This is a genomic window from Streptomyces sp. NPDC060000 (assembly GCF_042737375.1).
Lineage (GTDB): Bacteria > Actinomycetota > Actinomycetes > Streptomycetales > Streptomycetaceae > Streptomyces.
Map to the genome: position 1 here is coordinate 1 of NZ_JBHWUU010000130.1, position 16869 is coordinate 16869.

Annotated in this window: 12 protein-coding genes and 5 pseudogenes; 10 read left to right on the forward strand and 7 right to left on the reverse strand. The window is 68.3% G+C overall.

Features of this window, described 5'->3' with window-relative positions:
• From ACFWBB_RS40585 to ACFWBB_RS40595, 3 pseudogenes are all read left to right on the forward strand, one after another.
• Positions 1-151: pseudogene (locus ACFWBB_RS40585) on the forward strand (MerR family transcriptional regulator); the annotation flags it as partial.
• 59 nt (positions 152-210) lie between these two features.
• Positions 211-836, forward strand: a pseudogene (locus tag ACFWBB_RS40590) (hemolysin III family protein); the annotation flags it as partial.
• Positions 837-886: 50 nt separating this feature from the next.
• Positions 887-1980: pseudogene (locus tag ACFWBB_RS40595) on the forward strand (IS256 family transposase).
• Between the two features lie 64 nt (positions 1981-2044).
• Here the strand turns inward: ACFWBB_RS40595 and ACFWBB_RS40600 are convergent.
• Positions 2045-4024: an amino acid transporter gene (locus ACFWBB_RS40600; protein WP_385283702.1), complete on the reverse strand. Its 1980-nt coding sequence runs from the start codon at positions 4022-4024 to the stop codon at positions 2045-2047.
• 514 nt (positions 4025-4538) lie between these two features.
• On the opposite strand from ACFWBB_RS40600, the pseudogene ACFWBB_RS40605 reads away from it, so the two are divergent.
• The 4 genes and pseudogenes from ACFWBB_RS40605 (at position 4539) to ACFWBB_RS40620 (ending at position 8102) form a co-directional block, all read left to right on the forward strand.
• Positions 4539-5376: pseudogene (locus ACFWBB_RS40605) on the forward strand (RNA polymerase sigma factor SigF).
• Between the two features lie 739 nt (positions 5377-6115).
• Positions 6116-6406 (forward strand): DUF6417 family protein, encoded by a 291-nt coding sequence (locus tag ACFWBB_RS40610; RefSeq protein ID WP_385283705.1) that lies wholly within the window; start codon positions 6116-6118, stop codon positions 6404-6406.
• Between the two features lie 326 nt (positions 6407-6732).
• Positions 6733-7347, forward strand: coding sequence for a DUF1326 domain-containing protein (locus ACFWBB_RS40615; RefSeq protein ID WP_385283708.1), 615 nt, complete (start codon positions 6733-6735; stop codon positions 7345-7347).
• Positions 7344-8102: a DUF2182 domain-containing protein gene (locus tag ACFWBB_RS40620; RefSeq protein ID WP_385283710.1), complete on the forward strand. Its 759-nt coding sequence runs from the start codon at positions 7344-7346 to the stop codon at positions 8100-8102. Before ACFWBB_RS40615 ends, ACFWBB_RS40620 begins: the two co-directional genes overlap by 4 nt.
• Positions 8103-8503: 401 nt before the next feature.
• On the opposite strand, the gene ACFWBB_RS40625 is transcribed toward ACFWBB_RS40620, so the two are convergent.
• Complete coding sequence (locus tag ACFWBB_RS40625; RefSeq protein ID WP_385283713.1) at positions 8504-8980, reverse strand: carboxymuconolactone decarboxylase family protein; 477 nt, start codon at positions 8978-8980, stop codon at positions 8504-8506.
• Positions 8981-9050: 70 nt separating this feature from the next.
• Between ACFWBB_RS40625 and ACFWBB_RS40630 the strand changes: the two genes are divergently transcribed.
• The gene (locus tag ACFWBB_RS40630) at positions 9051-9935 is read left to right on the forward strand and encodes a sigma-70 family RNA polymerase sigma factor (RefSeq protein ID WP_385283716.1); all 885 of its coding nucleotides are present in this window, start codon (positions 9051-9053) and stop codon (positions 9933-9935) included.
• A 607-nt stretch (positions 9936-10542) separates the two neighbouring features.
• Here ACFWBB_RS40630 and ACFWBB_RS40635 read toward each other — a convergent pair.
• The 4 genes from ACFWBB_RS40635 to ACFWBB_RS40650 form a co-directional block, all read right to left on the reverse strand.
• The gene (locus ACFWBB_RS40635) at positions 10543-11340 is read right to left on the reverse strand and encodes a hypothetical protein (RefSeq protein WP_385283718.1); all 798 of its coding nucleotides are present in this window, start codon (positions 11338-11340) and stop codon (positions 10543-10545) included.
• Positions 11341-11887: 547 nt separating this feature from the next.
• Complete coding sequence (locus ACFWBB_RS40640; RefSeq protein WP_385283721.1) at positions 11888-12211, reverse strand: DUF6417 family protein; 324 nt, start codon at positions 12209-12211, stop codon at positions 11888-11890.
• Between the two features lie 548 nt (positions 12212-12759).
• Positions 12760-13137 carry a hypothetical protein gene (locus tag ACFWBB_RS40645; protein WP_385283724.1) on the reverse strand — a complete coding sequence of 126 codons (378 nt, stop codon included), beginning with the start codon at positions 13135-13137 and terminating at the stop codon, positions 12760-12762.
• 127 nt (positions 13138-13264) lie between these two features.
• Entirely contained in the window at positions 13265-13858 is a 594-nt protein-coding gene (locus tag ACFWBB_RS40650) for a DUF6461 domain-containing protein (RefSeq protein WP_385283728.1), read from the reverse strand.
• A 673-nt stretch (positions 13859-14531) separates the two neighbouring features.
• On the opposite strand from ACFWBB_RS40650, the gene ACFWBB_RS40655 reads away from it, so the two are divergent.
• On the forward strand, positions 14532-15053 hold the full coding sequence (locus ACFWBB_RS40655; protein ID WP_385283731.1) for a hypothetical protein: 522 nt from the start codon (positions 14532-14534) through the stop codon (positions 15051-15053).
• Positions 15054-15069: 16 nt separating this feature from the next.
• On the opposite strand, the pseudogene ACFWBB_RS40660 reads toward ACFWBB_RS40655, so the two are convergent.
• Positions 15070-15269: pseudogene (locus ACFWBB_RS40660) on the reverse strand (IS256 family transposase); the annotation flags it as partial.
• 1106 nt (positions 15270-16375) lie between these two features.
• Here ACFWBB_RS40660 and ACFWBB_RS40665 point away from each other — a divergent pair.
• On the forward strand, positions 16376-16660 hold the full coding sequence (locus tag ACFWBB_RS40665) for a hypothetical protein (RefSeq protein ID WP_385283734.1): 285 nt from the start codon (positions 16376-16378) through the stop codon (positions 16658-16660).
• The last annotated feature ends 209 nt before the right edge of the window (positions 16661-16869 follow it).

Sequence of the window (16869 nt, forward strand, 5' to 3'; positions counted from 1 at the left end):
CGCCCGCGCCCGCGAACTCGTCGACCAGGGCACCCCCATCGAGGCCGCCTGCCGCATCATCATCCTCGAAGACCAACTCGAAGAAGCCCAGCGCCAGCGCCTCAACGCCGAACACCGCCGTAGCGCAGCCCTGCACACAGCCGCCGCCTGATACGCGGTCCGCGATGCCGCGCCTCACCGCACACTTCCGCCGTTCAAGAATATGAGCGCATGATCGCCGAAGACACTGAGCCACCGTCCCATGGACGGGAGCCCCAGCCCGGCCCGGACAACCCGCCCGTCACCCTGCGAATCCCGGCGATGGATGCGTCTCCCGTCGCAACAGGCCGGCTGTCTGCCGCCCCCGGCCTGGAAGCGGGGTGGAGCGGGCGGCAGCCGCGCTGAAGCCGAGGATGCGCGGCTGGCTGCACGCCGGCGTGTTCCCCCTGGCGCTCGTCGGCGGGATCGTCCTGATCGCCGTCTCGCGCTCGGCGGCGGCGGTGGCGGCGTGCTCGGTGTATGCGGTGTCGGCTTGCCTGCTGTTCGGCACCAGCGCCGTCTACCACCGCGGAACGTGGGGTCTGCGCGGGGAGGCGGTGCTGCGGTGGCTGGACCACGCGAACGTCTTCCTGATCATCGCCGGCACCTACACCCCGCTGGCGGTCCTGCTGCTGCCCGAGGGCCGGCAGCGGGTGCTGCTGACAGTGGTGTGGGCGGGCGCGCTGGCCGGGATAGCCTTCCGCATCCAGTGGATCGGGGCTCCCCGGTGGCTGTGCACCCCGTGTTACATCGCGTTGGGCTGGGCGGCCGTCTTCAATCTGCCCGACTTCGCGCGCGCCGGCGGCACCGCCATCGTCCCTCAGGGGTGCTCGGTGAGGGCGGGCTGCTGACGGAGATCACCCGGGCTGTGCTGGAGAGGGCCCTGGAAGCCGAGATGAGCGAACACCTCGGCTACGAACGTGGAGATCCCACAGGTCACGGCTCGGGGAGATCCCGCAACGGGACTTCGCCCAAGAGTGTCCTCACCGACGCAGGGGCGGTCACGCTGGCGGTGCCGCGGGACCGCAACGGCGATTTCGAACCGCGCCTGGTCCCCAAGAACGCCCGTCGGCTCGCCGGGTTCAACGACCGGATCCTCTCTCTACGCGCGCGGCATGAGTGTGCGTGACATCCGCTCCCACCTCGCCCGGATCTACGGCGTCGAGGTCAGACCCGACCTGATCAGCAAGGTCACCGACGCTGTGATCGACGAGCTCGTGACCTGGCAGAACAGGCCCCTCGACGCGGTCTGGCCGATAATCTACATCGATGCGTTGTGGGTGAAGATCCGCGCGGGGTCGGTGACTTCGAAGCCGGTCTACCTGGCCGTCGGCGTCGACATGTTGGGCATGTGGGTCGGATCCGAGGGCGAGGGCGCGACCACGTGGATGGCAGTGCTGTCCGAGCTGCGGAATCGGGGCATCGAAGACGTCTGTATCGTCGTCTGCGACGGGCTGAAGGGCTTGCCCGACGCATCACCGCGACCTGGCCCAAGGCTACCGTTCAGACCTGCGTGATCCACCTGACCAGAGCCTCGCTCCGGCTCTCTTCGGTGCGGGACCACCCCAAGCTGGTGCCGGCCCTGAAGGCCATCTATGCAGCCCCGACCGAACAGGCCCTCGACGACTTCGAGGCCTCTGACCTGGGCGAACGCTACCCGGCGATCGTCCGGACCTGGCGGTCGGCCTGGCGGAGTTCACGCCCTACCTGGCGTTCCCACCGGCTATAAGGACGGTGGTCTACTCCACGAACATGGTCGAATCGATCAACTCGCGGCTCCGCAAAGCCACCCGCAACCGCGGCCACTTCCCCTCGGAACAAGCCGCGTTGAAGGTTCTCTACCTCGCGGTCCGCCAGCAGATCAACCCCAAAGCGCGCGACGCGAACCACGTCGCCGCACTCTGGAAAGAGGCACTGAACCAGTTCTCACTCTTCTTCGAGGACCGGCTCAGCATCCAATGAAACCAGGCGACTTACACAAGATCACTGACCCGCCCCGTTGGCCTGCCCGCTTCATCCTGGCGTGTCAGCCTGCGACGTGGATGCCGGGGCGGCGGGCGGGGTCGGGTTGGTGTTGGCGGATGATCTCGCGGGTGACGGGGGCGGTGTCGCCGCGGCCGAGGAGGAAGTAGCGGAACATGTGGGTCAGGGGGCTGCCTTCGGCCCAGGCGAAGTAGCAGTGCGGCTGGACGCCGGTGGTGTCGTGCAGGGTGAGAAGGATCGCGGCGATGGCGTTCGGGGCGGCGGGGGCTTCGGCTCGCAGGATTCGGTAACCGTCGATTTCGACGCCGTGGACGGTGAGGGTCTCGCTGAAGTCGGAGGGGTCGACGACGTCGATCTCGAGGAACAGGACGTCGGCGAGGCCGGGCACGGGGTTGGTGGCACGCTGTTCGCGTTCCTTGTCGGCGTACTCGGCGCCGTCTCCGGCCTGGCGGCGGTTGGTGATGATGTTGATGGCGTTGTCGTGGGCAAGGGTGTCGGTGATGAACTGGCGGGCGGCCTCGTCGAACACGATTTTGTCTGCGCGTAGTTCGGTGGTGCGTGAGATGCGGGAGATCAGCGAGATGGTGATGATGCCGACGATGAACACCGCGGAGATGGTGATGCCGTCCGGCTTGTCGATGATGTTGGCCACCAGCGCGTAGAGCAGTACCGCGGTGAGCGCAGCGAATCCCACGGACAGGGTGCGCTGGCGGCGGCGCAGTGCGGAGACGGTGACGGCGAAGGCGCCGGAGACCATCATGGCGAGGATGCCGGTGGCGTAGGCACCGGCCTGGGCGTCGATGTCGGCGTCGAAGGCGATGGTGATGATGACGCAGAGCGCTGTATAGACCAGGACGACGGGGCGTACCGCACGCCCCCATTCGGGGGCCATGCCATAGGCGGGAAGATAGCGCGGGACGATGTTGACCAGTCCGGCCATCGCGGAGGCGCCCGCGAACCAGAGGATCAGGATGGTGCTGATGTCGTACGCGGTGCCGAAGGCTTCCCCGACGTGTTCGTGGGCCAGCCAGGCCAGGGCCCGGCCGTTGGCCGCACCGTCCGCCTCGAACTCCTTGTGCGGAATGAGGACGGTGGTCACGAAACTGGCGGCCAGCAGGTAGACGCTCATGACGAGCGCGGCCGTTGTGAGCAGCCTGCGAGCGTTGCGGATACGAGACTTCAGCCGCTGCTCGCTGGTCTCGCCCTTGGCGGAGATGAGCGGCATCATGCTCACGCCGGTCTCGAATCCGGACAGACCCAGCACCAGCAGCGGGAAGGCCAGCAGCGCGGGCCCGGCCAGGTCACCGAATCCCCGGCCCTCGGTGAGTGCGCTGGTCCATGACGAGAACGCGTCCGGGCTGGTGAACACATCCACCAGGCCGACGCCGATGGTCACCGCGTTGAGCGCGAGGAAGACGGCGACCAACGGGATGGCCACGCTCACGGCTTCGCTGAACCCGAGCAGGAACACTCCGCCGAGGAGCACCAGGAGCGCCACGGTGATGACGACCTCATGTCCTTGCAGAGCATGCGGGGCGTAGGAGCTCTCCACTAGATGCACAGAGGCGTCGGCCGCCGACAGGGTGATCGTGATGATCCACGAGGTCACCACGAAGCCGAGCAGGACCAGGACGAACAATTTGCCCCGCCAGAACGGCAGCAGGTCCTCGAGCATCGCCACCGATCCGGCCCCGTGCGGACTCTCGCCGGCCACCCGCCGGTACATCGGCAGCATCCCCACCAGGGTCAGCAACACGAGCAGCAGAGTGGCCAGCGGCGAGACCGCACCGGCTGCGAGAGCGGCGATCGCCGGCACGTAGGCCAAACTGGAGAAGTAGTCGACGCCGGTCAGGCACATCACCTTCCACCAGGCATGAGACTCACCGGCGCCCGCCTCCGCCGCGGGATTGACCGCCTGCACCCGGTGTCGCAGCAACCACCGCGCCAGAGCGCCACCTTGGCGCTCCGGTGCGGCAGGATCCTCCACCACGTCCACCGCGGCCAGATCGTTCACACCGGTCATATCCCCCACACCCTTCAACCTGCTCAGCGGGCAGGGCTCCACAGCCCTGCAACGATCACCGAGTATGCGGCCACCCGGCGCCTTCGCCCTATCGGGACGACGGCGGCAGGAGCGCACGCCTCCGCGCCCTTCTTCCCCGTCACTTATCTGACGTGCGCGCGAATCACCGAGGAAATGGCCTCGCCCTCCCCGGCATCGGCAGCACCTGCTTCGTCATGGCCGCCACCCCCGTGACGCCCTCCAGCCGCGTCACCCGCCCGCCGCCGCCATCACTTCGGCCGCTGAGCACCCCAGTCTGGCGTGCTCGGGCGCCTCCTTCACCATGGCCGTGAATCCAGGGCGGCCCCATACGCGCGGCAGGCGACTGGCCGGATAGCGGCCCGGGCGGCGTGAGCGCCCACTACTGATTCGTGTGATCGCGGGTGTAGGTGCGCGAGGGCGGGGTAGGAGCGCCGTGGCGTCAGCTGTATCGACTGGCTACGGCGGGCGGGTTCGACTGTGGGAGGGGAACGTCATGACTGCGGTGAGTGCGAAGGCCGCGCAGACGCAGACCGGAGATCTGCCTGAGACCCTCGCCCCTTCTCAGGTGAGTCCGAAGGATGCCCGTGAGCTGTCCCGGCTGTTCTTCGACCAGTTGACGGTGTTGGAAGAGGGCACGTCCGAGTACAGCTACGCGCGCAACACGCTGATCGAGATGAACATGTCCCTGGTCCGGTATGCGGCGGGCCGCTTCCGCAGCCAGGGGCCGGAGGAGATGGAGGACATCGTCCAGGTCGGCATGATCGGCCTGATCAAGGCGATCGATTCGATTTGAACTGTCCCGCGAGGTCGAGTTCACCTCCTTCGCCATTCCCTACATCGTCGGCGAGATCAAGCGGTTCTTCCGCGACACCACCTGGGCGGTGCATGTCCCGCGCCGTCTGCAGGAGGCCCGGGTCCAGCTGACCCGTGCGGCGGATGAGCTGCGCAGCCGGCTGGGGCGCACGCCGACGGTGAAGGAGCTGATGAGCCTCCCCGAAAATGAGGTCATCGAAGCCCGCCTTGCCGCCAACGGCTACAACTCCTCTTCCTTGGATGCGGCGATCGGTACCAGCGAGGACGGCGAGAGCGCTCTGCAGGACTTCATCGGCGCCGAGGACCAGGCGCTGGCACTCGTGGAGGACTTCCTCGCCCTGGCCCCGCTGATCGCCGGGCTCGATGACCGGGACCGCCAGATCATCCACATGCGGTTCGTGGAAGAACTCACCCAGGCCCAAATCGGCGAACACCTGAGCGTCTCCCAAATGCATGTCTCCCGCCTCCTGTCGCGTTGCCTGACCCGCCTGCGAGACGGCATGCTCACCAGCCGGTAGAAGATGCGTTCACCGCTGCTGCTTTCGGGAACCCGAGGCCCGCACGAAAGGGGCCGCCGGGCATGGGCCGGTAGCCCCGATCGGCGGGGACTGTACGCGCGGGGCAGCGCGGGCGGCTCGTTACCCGCGAGGATCTGGAGGGGGAGGAGTTCCGCGACTCGTACACCGAGGCCGTGGCGAAGATCATCGAAGCCAAGCGGGAGGACAAGCCGCTCCCGCAGGCGCCGGAGCCGAAGGAGCAGGGCCAGGTCCTGGACCTGATGGCCGCGTTGCAGGAGTCGGTGCGCAAGGCGCAGGCCTCCCGCGGCGAGACGGACGAGGCCGGAGCCGATGTGCACGACCTGGCCCGAAGAAGAAGGGGGCCGCCAAGAAGGCGGCGAGGAAGACGCCGGCCAAGAAGACGACGGCGACAGCTGGCGCGAAGACCACCGCCGCCAAGAAGACCGCGAAGAAGACGGCGGCCCGCAGACCGCGCAGCGCTTGACGCAGCCGGACGGTCTCGTGGCGGGGAAGATGGCAGTAGGGCTCCCGTTCCGTGTTTCCCCCGAGCCGGGACGGGAGCCCGCCCGGTCGATGCGTGGGGAACGCCGGCCCGGCCCGGCCTGTCACGGGAGGCGTGGTAGTGAAGGGGACAGTGTCCCCGGGCCTCACCCATTGCCTGCAGGGAAGATCGTTCTGAAGCCCTGCAGAGCCTTTCGCCGCGTAGGCGACCGCCCTTCACGACCACACCTCTTCGTCCGTGGCCCTGACCAGCGTCCTCGCCGTCCGGGGCGCAGACGTTTTCCGTCGTGATCTGCCAACCGCCGCTGACGTTGCCCAGTTCAGGGACGGCTACGCGCACCTTGACCTTGATGAGATCGCCTTCGCGCCCGTGGAGCACGGCACCGAGCGACTGCGCCTGCTGACGCTCGAGGAGACACATGACCTGCTCAGAGCGCTGCGCATGGTGGCGGAGGAAGGCGGGGCGGTCGCGGGGGAGGCGGACCGCCTGGCGCGCGAGATCGGCGCGCGCGTCCCGTCCGAGGACTGATCCCGCTTCCTGGCGGTAGGCGGGGCCAGGGCCGGATCACAGGTGCGCGACTTTCGGCGTCTCGGTTGTGCAGGCGACGAGCGCGCCGGCCACGACCGCCAGAGCTCGGAGTTCGAACGGGCCGTGAAGAGGACGTCGTCGATGACGAATCCGGGGCCGCGGGTGCCCCCACGACCCGGTATAGGACGGTGAGCTGCGCTGGCAGTGGATCTGCGCGACAGGGGTCGTCGGGAATAGTCTGGAGAGGAGTGGCACCGGGGACGGAACGGAGCCTCCCGATGCATTCCCTTTACTGAGGGGGACGTAGAAGAGGGAGTCGAAGAGCCATGCCCTGGAATCTGAACGGCACGTATCTGGAGAGCTGCAACTGCGACGTGGTGTGCCCCTGCACCACCTCGGGCCTCACCGCACCGGCCGACCACGAGCGCTGCCAGGTGACCTTCGCGTTCCACGTGGACAGCGGGAACGTGGACGGCGTGAACGTCTCCGACCGCAGCGTCGCCGTCTTCATCGACGCGCCCCGGGTGATGGCCGAAGGCGGCTGGCAGGTGGCGCTGTACCTAGACGCTTCGGCCGACGACGGCCAGGCGGAGGCGCTGGGCAAGGTCTTCTCCGGCCAGGCCGGCGGGCCGATGGCGGCGCTCACTCCGCTCATCGGCGAAGTCCTCGGCGTGGAGCGCGTTCCCATCGACTACCGCGACGACGGCCGCCGCCACGCCGCACGGGTGGGCGACGCCATCGACATCGAGATCGAGGACCAAGTTGCCCCGCAGTTCGGCGAGGACGGTCCGGTCATGGGTTTGACCGGCATGTTCCACCCGGTGAACAGCACGCTGACCATTGCCCGGTCCACCCGGGCGACGGGCGACAGCGTGTACGGCCGGTCCTGGGACTTCTCCGGCGGCAACGGACACTCGGCGCCCTTCACGTGGTCCGCGTGACCGGTCGGCTGGTCACCGTCCGCCGCAGGGCGAGTCCCGCCGGACTGCTGCTGGTCGCGGCGGCTACCGCCTGGGTCTGGGTGGTGACACGCTGGGGCGGCATGCAGGCGATGCCGGGCACCATGGGCCTGGGCCTGCTCGCTTTCCTGGCCATGTGGACGCTGATGACGGCTGCGATGATGCTGCCCGCCACGGCGCCCGTCGCCGCGCTGTACGCACGCACCATCACCGTGCACCGGGCGCCGCGCATGGTCGTTTTCACGGTCGCCTACCTGCTTGTCTGGGCCACGGCCGGACTGCCCGCGTACGGGCTGGCCGCCGGCCTGGGCCGCGCGGCGAGCCTCCCCGCCGTGGCGGGGACCGCAGTGGCCGCGGCCGTGTTCGCGGTCAACGGCGTCTACCAGCTCACGCCCCTCAAAGACCGCTGCCTGGCGAGGTGCCGCTCGCCGATCGGGCTCATGCTGCGCTACGCCTCGTACCCGGGGCCCTCGCGCGATCTGCGTGCCGGAGCCCACCACGGGGCCTTCTGCCTGGGCTGCTGCTGGTCGCTGATGGTGCTGCTGGCGGCGTTCGGCGTGATGAACCTGTGGGCCATGGTGGCCCTGACCGCCGTGATCACCACAGAGAAGCTGGCTCCGGCCGGCCGCCTGGTGGCCCGTGCCGTGGGAATCGCCTCGATCGCCCTGGCCGGCGCCGTCTTCTGGGTCCCGGCGTTGGCTCCGGGCCTCACCGGTAGCGGCATGGCCGGGATGTGAGGACGGGGCCACGCCCGCCGAGAAATCACACTTGGATGAGACGGCGACCCGCTTCACTCCAAGGAGAGCATGCCGCCGGCCGCAGCCCAGGTGCCTCCCGAAGTCATGTACATCGGGTATTCGCGCGATCGTGCGACTCCCTATCTCGCGTCGAAACGACGTCGCTTTCGACAGCACCTGGTCCTGGCTCTGTGCGCGAGAGGGGACAGCAGTTGTTCACCGGTTTGAGCGGCGGTGGAGCCAAGGGCGGGAGTCGAACTGTTCACGAGTTCAGGCAACGCCGGTCTCGCCTGTGACTTTGCTTGAGCCCGAGGTAGTGCCGGTGGCGGAGCTCCGCCACCGGCACCGTCGCTGCGGACGGGCATGCACTTCGCGCCCTGACGACAGGTCAGCAGCGCCGGTCACCAGGTGGCGCCGGCGGGCTCCTCGATGGTGGTGTTGATGCGGTTGAAGAAGTTGGTGAGGCCGATCATCAGGATGATCGCGGAAAGCTGCTCCTCGTTGAAGTGGTCCGTGGCCTCGTTCCACACCTCATCGGGGACGGCCTTGCCGGAGCGGTCGGCGATCCGGGTGGCGGCCTCGGTCAGGGCCAGGGCCGCGCGCTCCTCGTCGGTGAAGAACGGCGCCTCGCGCCAGGCGGCCACGGCGTGCAGGCGTTCGTCGCTCTCGCCGTGCTTCTTCGCGCCCGCCACACCGGCGAACACGCAGGCGCTGCATCCGTTGATCTGGCTGGCCCGCAGGTGGACCAGCTCCAGGATCTGCGGGGAGACGCCACCCTGGTACATGGCCTTGTAGATGTTCTGGATGCCTTTCATGGCGTCCGGCAGGACCAGGGCGGGGTTCTTCATCCGGGCACTGGTGGTGATCGCGGCGTTCATCTGATGCTCTCCTGGTGATCCGTTAGCGTCTGTCACTGAACCGACGGATCCGGACACGGGGGTGTGACAGGTGAGCGAGAACTTTTTTCTGGCCGACCGTTTCGAGGCGGAGCGGCCCGGGCTGCGGGCGGTGGCCTACCGGATGCTGGGCTCGCTTGCCGAGGCGGAGGACGCCGTCCAGGAGGCGTGGTTCAAGCTCAGCCGCACCGACGTGAGCGACGTGAAGAACCTTGGAGCCTGGCTCACCACGGTCGTAGGCCGGATATGCCTGGACATGCTGCGCTCGCGTACCTCGCGACGCGAGGATCCGCTGCCCGAGCAGGACGGGTCGGTCCGGCTGCCGGACCCGGTGGTCACCGCGCTGGCCCGCGTTGACCCCGAGCGAGAGGTCCTGATCGCGGACTCGGTGGGCATCGCACTCATGATCGTTTTGGAGACCCTCTCCCCGGACGAGCGACTCGCCTTCGTCCTCCACGACATGTTCGACGTGCCCTTCGATGACATCGCCCCCAGCCTCGGCCGGACCGCAGTCTCCACCCGACAGCTCGCCAGCCGCGCTCGCCGCCGGGTGCAGGGCGCCGCCCCGGCGGCCGACACGGACAATGCCTGCAAACGCGACGTCGTAGACGCCTTTCTGACCGCCTCCCGCGGCGGCGACTTCGAGGCGCTCCTGGCCCTCCTCCACCCCGACGCGGTCGCGCGTTCCGATGGCGGCACGCTCGTCCCGAGCATCCTGCGGCGCGGCGCGGGCGACGTGGCGTCCCAGGCGATCACCTTCGCCCGCTTCGCGGCGAACGCGCGTCTGGTGCTGGTCAACGGCACGCCCGGCGTTGTCTCGTTCGCCGGCAACCGACCTTTGTCCGTGATGTCGTTCACCATCCGGGACGGCAGCATCACCGGGCTCGACATCCTCACCGACCCTGACCGCCTGACCACGCTCGGACTGACCGACTGACCGATGCCGGCCACTCCAAAGCGGACGCTGCGCGCGGGGACCAGAGCGAAGGCGTGCTCGACCGGGTTGGGCGCTGTCACATCTCGTGAACATCGACACAGCGTGGTTCGAGTGCCTCCCAAATTGCTGAACAGCTGCTGCCGAACTTCGTGAACAAAGCCATTCACGCGTAATGGTGAGCAGAACGGTCAGCCGTAGGCAACCACCAAGCGGGAGCGGTCAAACGAGTTGTGCGTGGCGGCCAGCTCGCTCCACCGTTGAACCCATGGATGAGAACCAGCAGTTCAACGTTGCAGCTCCATGGAGCTGGAACGCCCGGCACTTCGTGGAGCGAGGATGTCCGCGCGCCTCAACACCTCCTCCCGCGCCGCCTGAGGACGCCGCTCCGCGGGGCGCACAACGGGCCGCCCGCTGCGCACTGTCGCAGCCGTGCCGAACCGCCCTACCGTGCCTGCCTGCCTGCTGCCGCCGCCCCGGCGTCCTGACAGCACCAGCGCCTGGTCGCTGCCTTGTTCGACGGCGCTCTTCGCCCTCACCAGTGGGCGGGGGAGCGGCTGTCCCACCAGCCGCGAGGTGGTCGTCGATCGGGCCGTCCGCGCGCGGTCGCTCAGAGCGAGAGCACCGGTCGCGTGGAGAAGTCTTCGTACATGTCATCTCCGTCCGGTCCGTACACGAACTCGGCCATCCCGGGGTTACGGTTGGCGGTCGCCAGGGGGAGCCAGGCCAGCAGATGGCCGTAGCCGCCGCACACCGACTCGCCCCCGTCGCCGCCGTGGACCGCGGTGACGTCGCTGGTCAGTTCGGTGCGGTAGGTGTCGTAGGCGATGTGCAGGCCGAAGGCGTTCAGCTTGTTGTGCGGGCCGGTGTCGTCTCCGTAGGGGATGCGGTCGAGGGGACAGTCGTCGCCCCACCGGAACAGGGTGTCCGACCCGGCGCCGCAGGCGTGTTCCCACTCGTCGGAGCTCGGCATCCGCAGACCACGTGCGGAGAGGGCAGCAGGCATGTCGGCCGGAGGTTCGGTCAAGTTCTCGTCCTCCACGGCCATGAGGACGGTGTCCAGGTGAACGCTGCGGCGAGCGCTGAGGATCCGCTCGAGGTAGGTCCGCAGATCGGGCCCGTAACCGTAGCCCTGCTCCAGGCTCTCCGCGTAGTCAGCGGCCTGCTGCGCGGTCGGCTTCCAGGTGGCGACGTCGAAGCCCAGGGACAGTCGGCCTCCGGGTATCAGGGCGAACTCCTGCCCGTCCCGCTCGAGACGGACGCGGTGCAGCGGGGCACCGAGGTGTTCCGTGGCCTCGACCAGTGACACCCGGCCGCCCACATGGTCAGCGGCATTCTGGGCGATCCGCCGGGCGGTGACCTCGTCGAAGGTCCGCCACAGGTCGAGAGTGAGATCAGCGAGCGACATGGCCGGCAGTGTGGCACGCGGCACTGACACAGCACCGATGTCCGCCAGCCGACATCTGCCTGGTGTTCACCGATCCCCTGCCGCCCCGCCGGGAAATCGGCCGTGACGTGGGGAGGACGTTCGTCGTTGTCCGGGCGGTGCCGCCCCTTTCCTGCCGCGCTGTGACGGTGTCCGGCCGAGTGCCGCGTCAGCCCACGACTGACCCGGACTGGTGGGTCCCAGACGCGCCGCGTCACTCACAGCGCCCCGCCGTACGGCCCCGGCCGCCCGACAGGCGCCGGATCGTGGGGTCGGCCGGAAGACGGCACCGCCATGACCTCACCCCACCCGCGTAGGCGCCCCCAGCGGCGCAGCGAGATCGCCCGTGGCCCGCAGCAAACCGCGGGCCTGCAGGAAGTCCGCGACGCCCTGCCGCCCGCGCCCGGTTCCTGCGCCGTGGCGCCCGCTCCGCTCCCGGCCGATGAGGGCGTACCGCCCGAGTTGCTGGCGCTGGTCACCTACCACTGCCGTCACATCAACGCCTACCTCGCCCGCGCGCGCCGCCCCGTCAGGCGTGGGGATCGGCAGATACGGCCGATGGCGGGCGGCGCAGGAGCGGTGTGCGCGCGGGAATCGCCGTGCGCCGCGCGGGGGCGGGCCGGTGGGTGACGCCGGTGTCGCGCGCGAAGCGGTTGGCTTCGAGTGCGGAGCCGGTTGTCTTGTGCAGCCAGAACACGTACGCCACGGAGGCGATCTGGTCGTCGGTCAGGTGCAGGACCCACCGCTTCACACGGTGGTCGCAGCACGCGGTGCGGACCTCGTCGGTGAGACCGTCGGCGAGCGGCCGCCGCAGGCGCGCGCCGAGGCTGACGGCCTGCCACAGAGCGGCCATCTGGGACAGCACAGCTCGACCCGCTGGCGCTCCGGTACGGGACCGCCGGTGGGTGCGGTGTGCCGGGGGCGGGAGGCGGCGTAGAGGAGGAGGTCGTGACCGTCGGGTGCCAGGCGGGCCGTCCACCTCACGGGGCGGCCTTCCCATGCGCAGAGCGCTGCGCGTTCCTCCCGGTCGGCGAGTTCGATGAGGCCGTGGTCGGCGAGGTTGAGCACACGCTGCTTCACGGGCGCCAGCACCGCATCTACCGCCCAGCCGTGCTCCGCCCTACGACGGCGCGCCTCCACGGTCCTCAGCAGGTCGAGGGTCTTGTCGTCGGCGGCCATCGTTTCCCTCCCGCGCATGCCCGTCCTGGTATGGCTCAACCGGCGCCGGAGCGTCGACGTCACGGCCGGCCGGCGGCTGGGCTGTTACTCACTTTCGGGTGACGGTCCGACCCGGGGCGGGGCGGCGCACCTGGGCGAGCGGTCAACTCCCGCAAGGGCCCGTAACCTGGCGGGGCGTCAACATTGTGCATGCGAGGCATAAATGGACGATACATTCAAGAGTCACAGGAATGCGGGCAACGGGTAACACAGGCTGTGATTCCTCCCTAACTGCCGCACGGGTTGGACAGAGTGTGAGTGCGCGGCCGGACCGGCCGCCACCCGCACACCGCACCTACTTTCCGCAGCGGGCCGAGACGGCCGCTTCTGTCCGGCCTGCACGTGATGGTCGTAGAAGGCGGAAATCACGGAGAGCGCGTGATTGATCGTCGCCGGGGCGTACCCCTCGCGCAGGTACGACTTGCCGGTGCGCGCGTTCACCGACCCTGGAGCCGGCGCCCCCTCGCGGTGCCGGTCGCGGGCCGGATTGCGGCCGGCGCGCAGCCACAGCACGAAGTCCCGTACTTCGGTGCGCTGGGCGCGGTTCCACGGCACCTCCACCGCGGCCAGGAACCTTCTCTGCACTAGTCAAGGCGAGTCGGTCTGAACGGCTGTCCTGTGGCAGGGAAGGTTGAGCACATGCCATCGGAGTTCGGTCGCTTGCTGAGCCTCGATCCGAGGTTGTCACTCAGATGAGGAAGGCCGGCAGGCGCTGGTTCACGACTTCGTCGCGGGGGAGGAACAGACCGAATCGGGTCTCTATGAGCGCCAGCGTGTGGCGGTCGCGGTCGAGGTAGGACTCGCCGTCCGGTCGTGCGTACTCGCCGTCCGGGTGCAGCACACCAGCCGCTATCAGCTCCGGCAGCAGCAGGTCCGGCTGCTCACCCCATCGCCAGACTTCTTCGCCGATTCCGAAACTGCAGACGTCCGCACCGTCTCTGGCATAGGAGAACATCGCTGGCGGATGGTCCGGGGAAGGATCCAGGTGGATGGCTTCCACGCCGTTCCGGGAGATCTCCACCAGCCTGTCACCCCCGTCGCCCATCCCGTATTCAACGGCAAATGACCAGCCACAGCAGGCACCGACCCGCACAACGTCATCGTCGTCAGTCGCAAGGTCCAGAACCATGTTCCATGCCTCTGTGTCCGTGATCGGGGACACGACGGATCCCGGCGTGCCGCCCATCCGCACGCCTAGCTCCTCCGGCTCGATGCCACGCGCGAAGACCACACCGTGCTGCCAGTCGTCCTGATCCACAAGCCACTGAATGCCGCCACTCATGGCGCCTCCCCCCTCACGGGCACAGACCGTCCCTCCATCCGCACCCACCGAAGTGATCACCCTAGTCGGCACTACCGACAGGGGGCCGCGTACGAGAATTGACGGCCTGGCCCCACCAGGGCGATCAACCTTCCCTGTCACGAAAGGACCAGTCACCGGCCTTCGATGGCACGTGTCCGTTGTCATCGAACCCAGCCGACCGCGTTCCTTGCCAACCAATCGTGTCGCCGCAGTTCAGCAGCGTGGAACCGGGAGCGTTGCCGTGCGCCGACTTTGACATTCAATCCAGTCGTCGCAGGTCAGGGAGTCGCCAGCGACTAACTTCGTTGTCCAAGGACAGCACGCGCTCAAGGTGTGCCGGCACAGGACAACGGCATCAGTCGGCGCCAGTGGATGGGCGGCGGTTACCAGTCGCGGACGGAGTCCACGCCTTAGATGAGCGCCGCGCGTGCGGCGGTCAGGTCGAGGCCGGCAGCTGCTCGTCTGGTCCTGACCGGTTCGTGGGCGAGAGCCAGTCGTCTGTGTCGCGGTGGCGGCCGAGTTCGACTGCGGAGAACTCGTCGACGTGATTGCCCTTGGCGGCGCCGAGTCGCCGCAGCGCCTGAGAGATTGGACTGCCGGTCGTCGGCTGCGGTTCCCCTACCGGCAGCTGAACGTGTACGCGGATGAGTTCATGACCGCGGCACAGGACGGGGACTTCGGCGAGTTCATCCAGAAGGACGGCGAGGACCTCACGGTCACCGGCCTGAAGTACGGCATCGGCTTCAACCCGGCCGGCCAGAGCCCGTTCGCGCACAACGGGTTCTCCACGGAGATGAAGGACAACCTGCGGCAGAACAGCCGCCCGGTCATCTTCAACATGGGTTCGCCCGGCGCCACCCGCAAGGCGGCGGAGGGCACCATGGAGAACGCCTACGACGTGCCGACCATCCCGGCCCGCTACTCCCGCCAGGAGGGTTCCGCGATCGAGCGGGCCATGCGCGGCGAGGCCGACCCGGAGAACGGCGTCTCCACCGGCGGCGTGGCGGTCATCGTCCTCGACAACGGCCGCGCCGTGCTCATGCGGTCGCTGTACGCAGAGATCTGCACCCAAGCTCGATCAGTTCACGCATCACCCGCTTCGGACCGCTCCACCAGGACGCCGTTCTCGAACCTGGAGCCGGCGCGGCCCAGGGGACCAGGCGGGCGCCGATGATCGCGCGCCGGCCGGCCTGGGCGGACTCGACGAGCTTGAACACCATCACGAGTGCCGCGGCCGGGCTGCGGCGCCGCGGGTGACCTTGGTGTACAGCTTTACGGTGGAAAACGTCGACTCGATAACCAGCGGATTCGTGGTCCGCAAGTGGATCCCATGCTCTGCCGGGAAGTCGTAGAACGCCAGCGGCTCCTCCCGATCGTCGGTGATCTTCGCGCCGTGGCTCTTGTCGAACGTAGGCCAGGAGCAATCACTCCACCCGGCTTGCAACCACAGCTACACCCCTGGTGGTACACCGGCTACCACCCTGGTTGCAGGCGCAGTTCAACCCCTGGGTGGGCGAGAGGGAACAGTCCTGCCAGCTAGCTTTCCACGTACCCGGACAACATCGCCCCGGGCGGGCAACCCACCACCGCTGGGGGACAGGCTCATCAGGCAGGCAACAACGCCCTTGGCCACCGTTCTGAGTAGTGCGCGGGATGCCAAGAGACCGATGAACTCATCAAGCGTCACGTCGACGCATCCTCCCCGGTTCACTCGCGGGGAGCCACTCAGGGGGACGGGTGGCGCAGTTCGCTCCTCCACCCCGCCACAACCGGAAGGTCTCCACAAGATGAACAAAGTACGCCAGCGCATCGCCCTCGCCGCCGCTGTCGCGGCCCTCGGCGGGGGTCTCGCCGTGGCCCCGGCCGCCGCAGCACCATCGAGCGCGCTCGACGACGTGGCCAGCTGGACACGAAGCTGCGGCACCACCTACGGAGCACAAGTTTATAAAAGGTACGCCTTCACGGTTAAGGGAACCAACGGTTCCTGCGCAGGAGACGCCTGGGTACGGGTCAACGCGGGTGGCAATTGGAGCAGCTGGGTGCACAGCTCCAGTCGGGCACGGATAGACGCGCCCTCCGGCGTCGATATCCGGTCCTCTCAGCACAAGGGCTGCGCCGACTGCACGGTGTACACCCTCACTCCCTGACAAGACAGGGTTCGCGACGGCTAGGGAAGCAGTGCGCTGAAAGAGCTCGGGTCCGTCACCACGGGGAAGCGACGGGCCCGGCCTTGCCATGCCGGGGAGGGGGCGCACTAGGCCAGGAACAATCACTCCACCCGGCTTACGACCACAGCTACACCTCTGGTGGTACACCGGCAACCATCCTGGTTGCAGGCGCAGTTCAACCCCTGGGTGGGCGAGAGGGAACAGTCCTGCCAGCTAGCTTTCCACGTACCCGGACAACATCGCACCGGGCGGGCAACCGCACCACCGCTGGGGGACGGGCTCCCCTGCATCCGGGAACTGAAGGGAACTAGGAACGAAGCGACAGCTCATGAGTACGTTCGCCATCCTGACCTTGGCCGGCTCCGGCCTCGCGGTCACGGCGAACAGCGCCTCCGCCGCCCCGTCCGCGTTCACGTGCAAGAAGGTGTTCGACGACGGCAACACGGCCGGGATCAAGTGCACCGGCAGCACCTTCAACGGGTTCGCGAAGTGCAAAAACGGCACACTCGCGATTGGCGCCAGTGCCGCTTCCGGGACGACGTCCTACGCATACTGCACAAGCTTCAACTCCTCACTCGCCACCCCGCGTGTTTGGGGCGGAAAGCCGGCGTAGATGTGGGCCAACAGTAGGGCAGCCGACTGCGTGCCGGCCCGGCCGTCAGACGCCGCCCGGCGCCTGACGGCCGGGGACGCCCGGAGCTCTGCCGAAGCCCTGGTCAGGGAGAATACGAAGTGCCCCCACCCCCCCGCCCCAAATGCCGGAAGCGGCACCGGCCGAAGGGGCGCCCACCAAGAGACAGCGGGCGGCCCCCCACACCACGA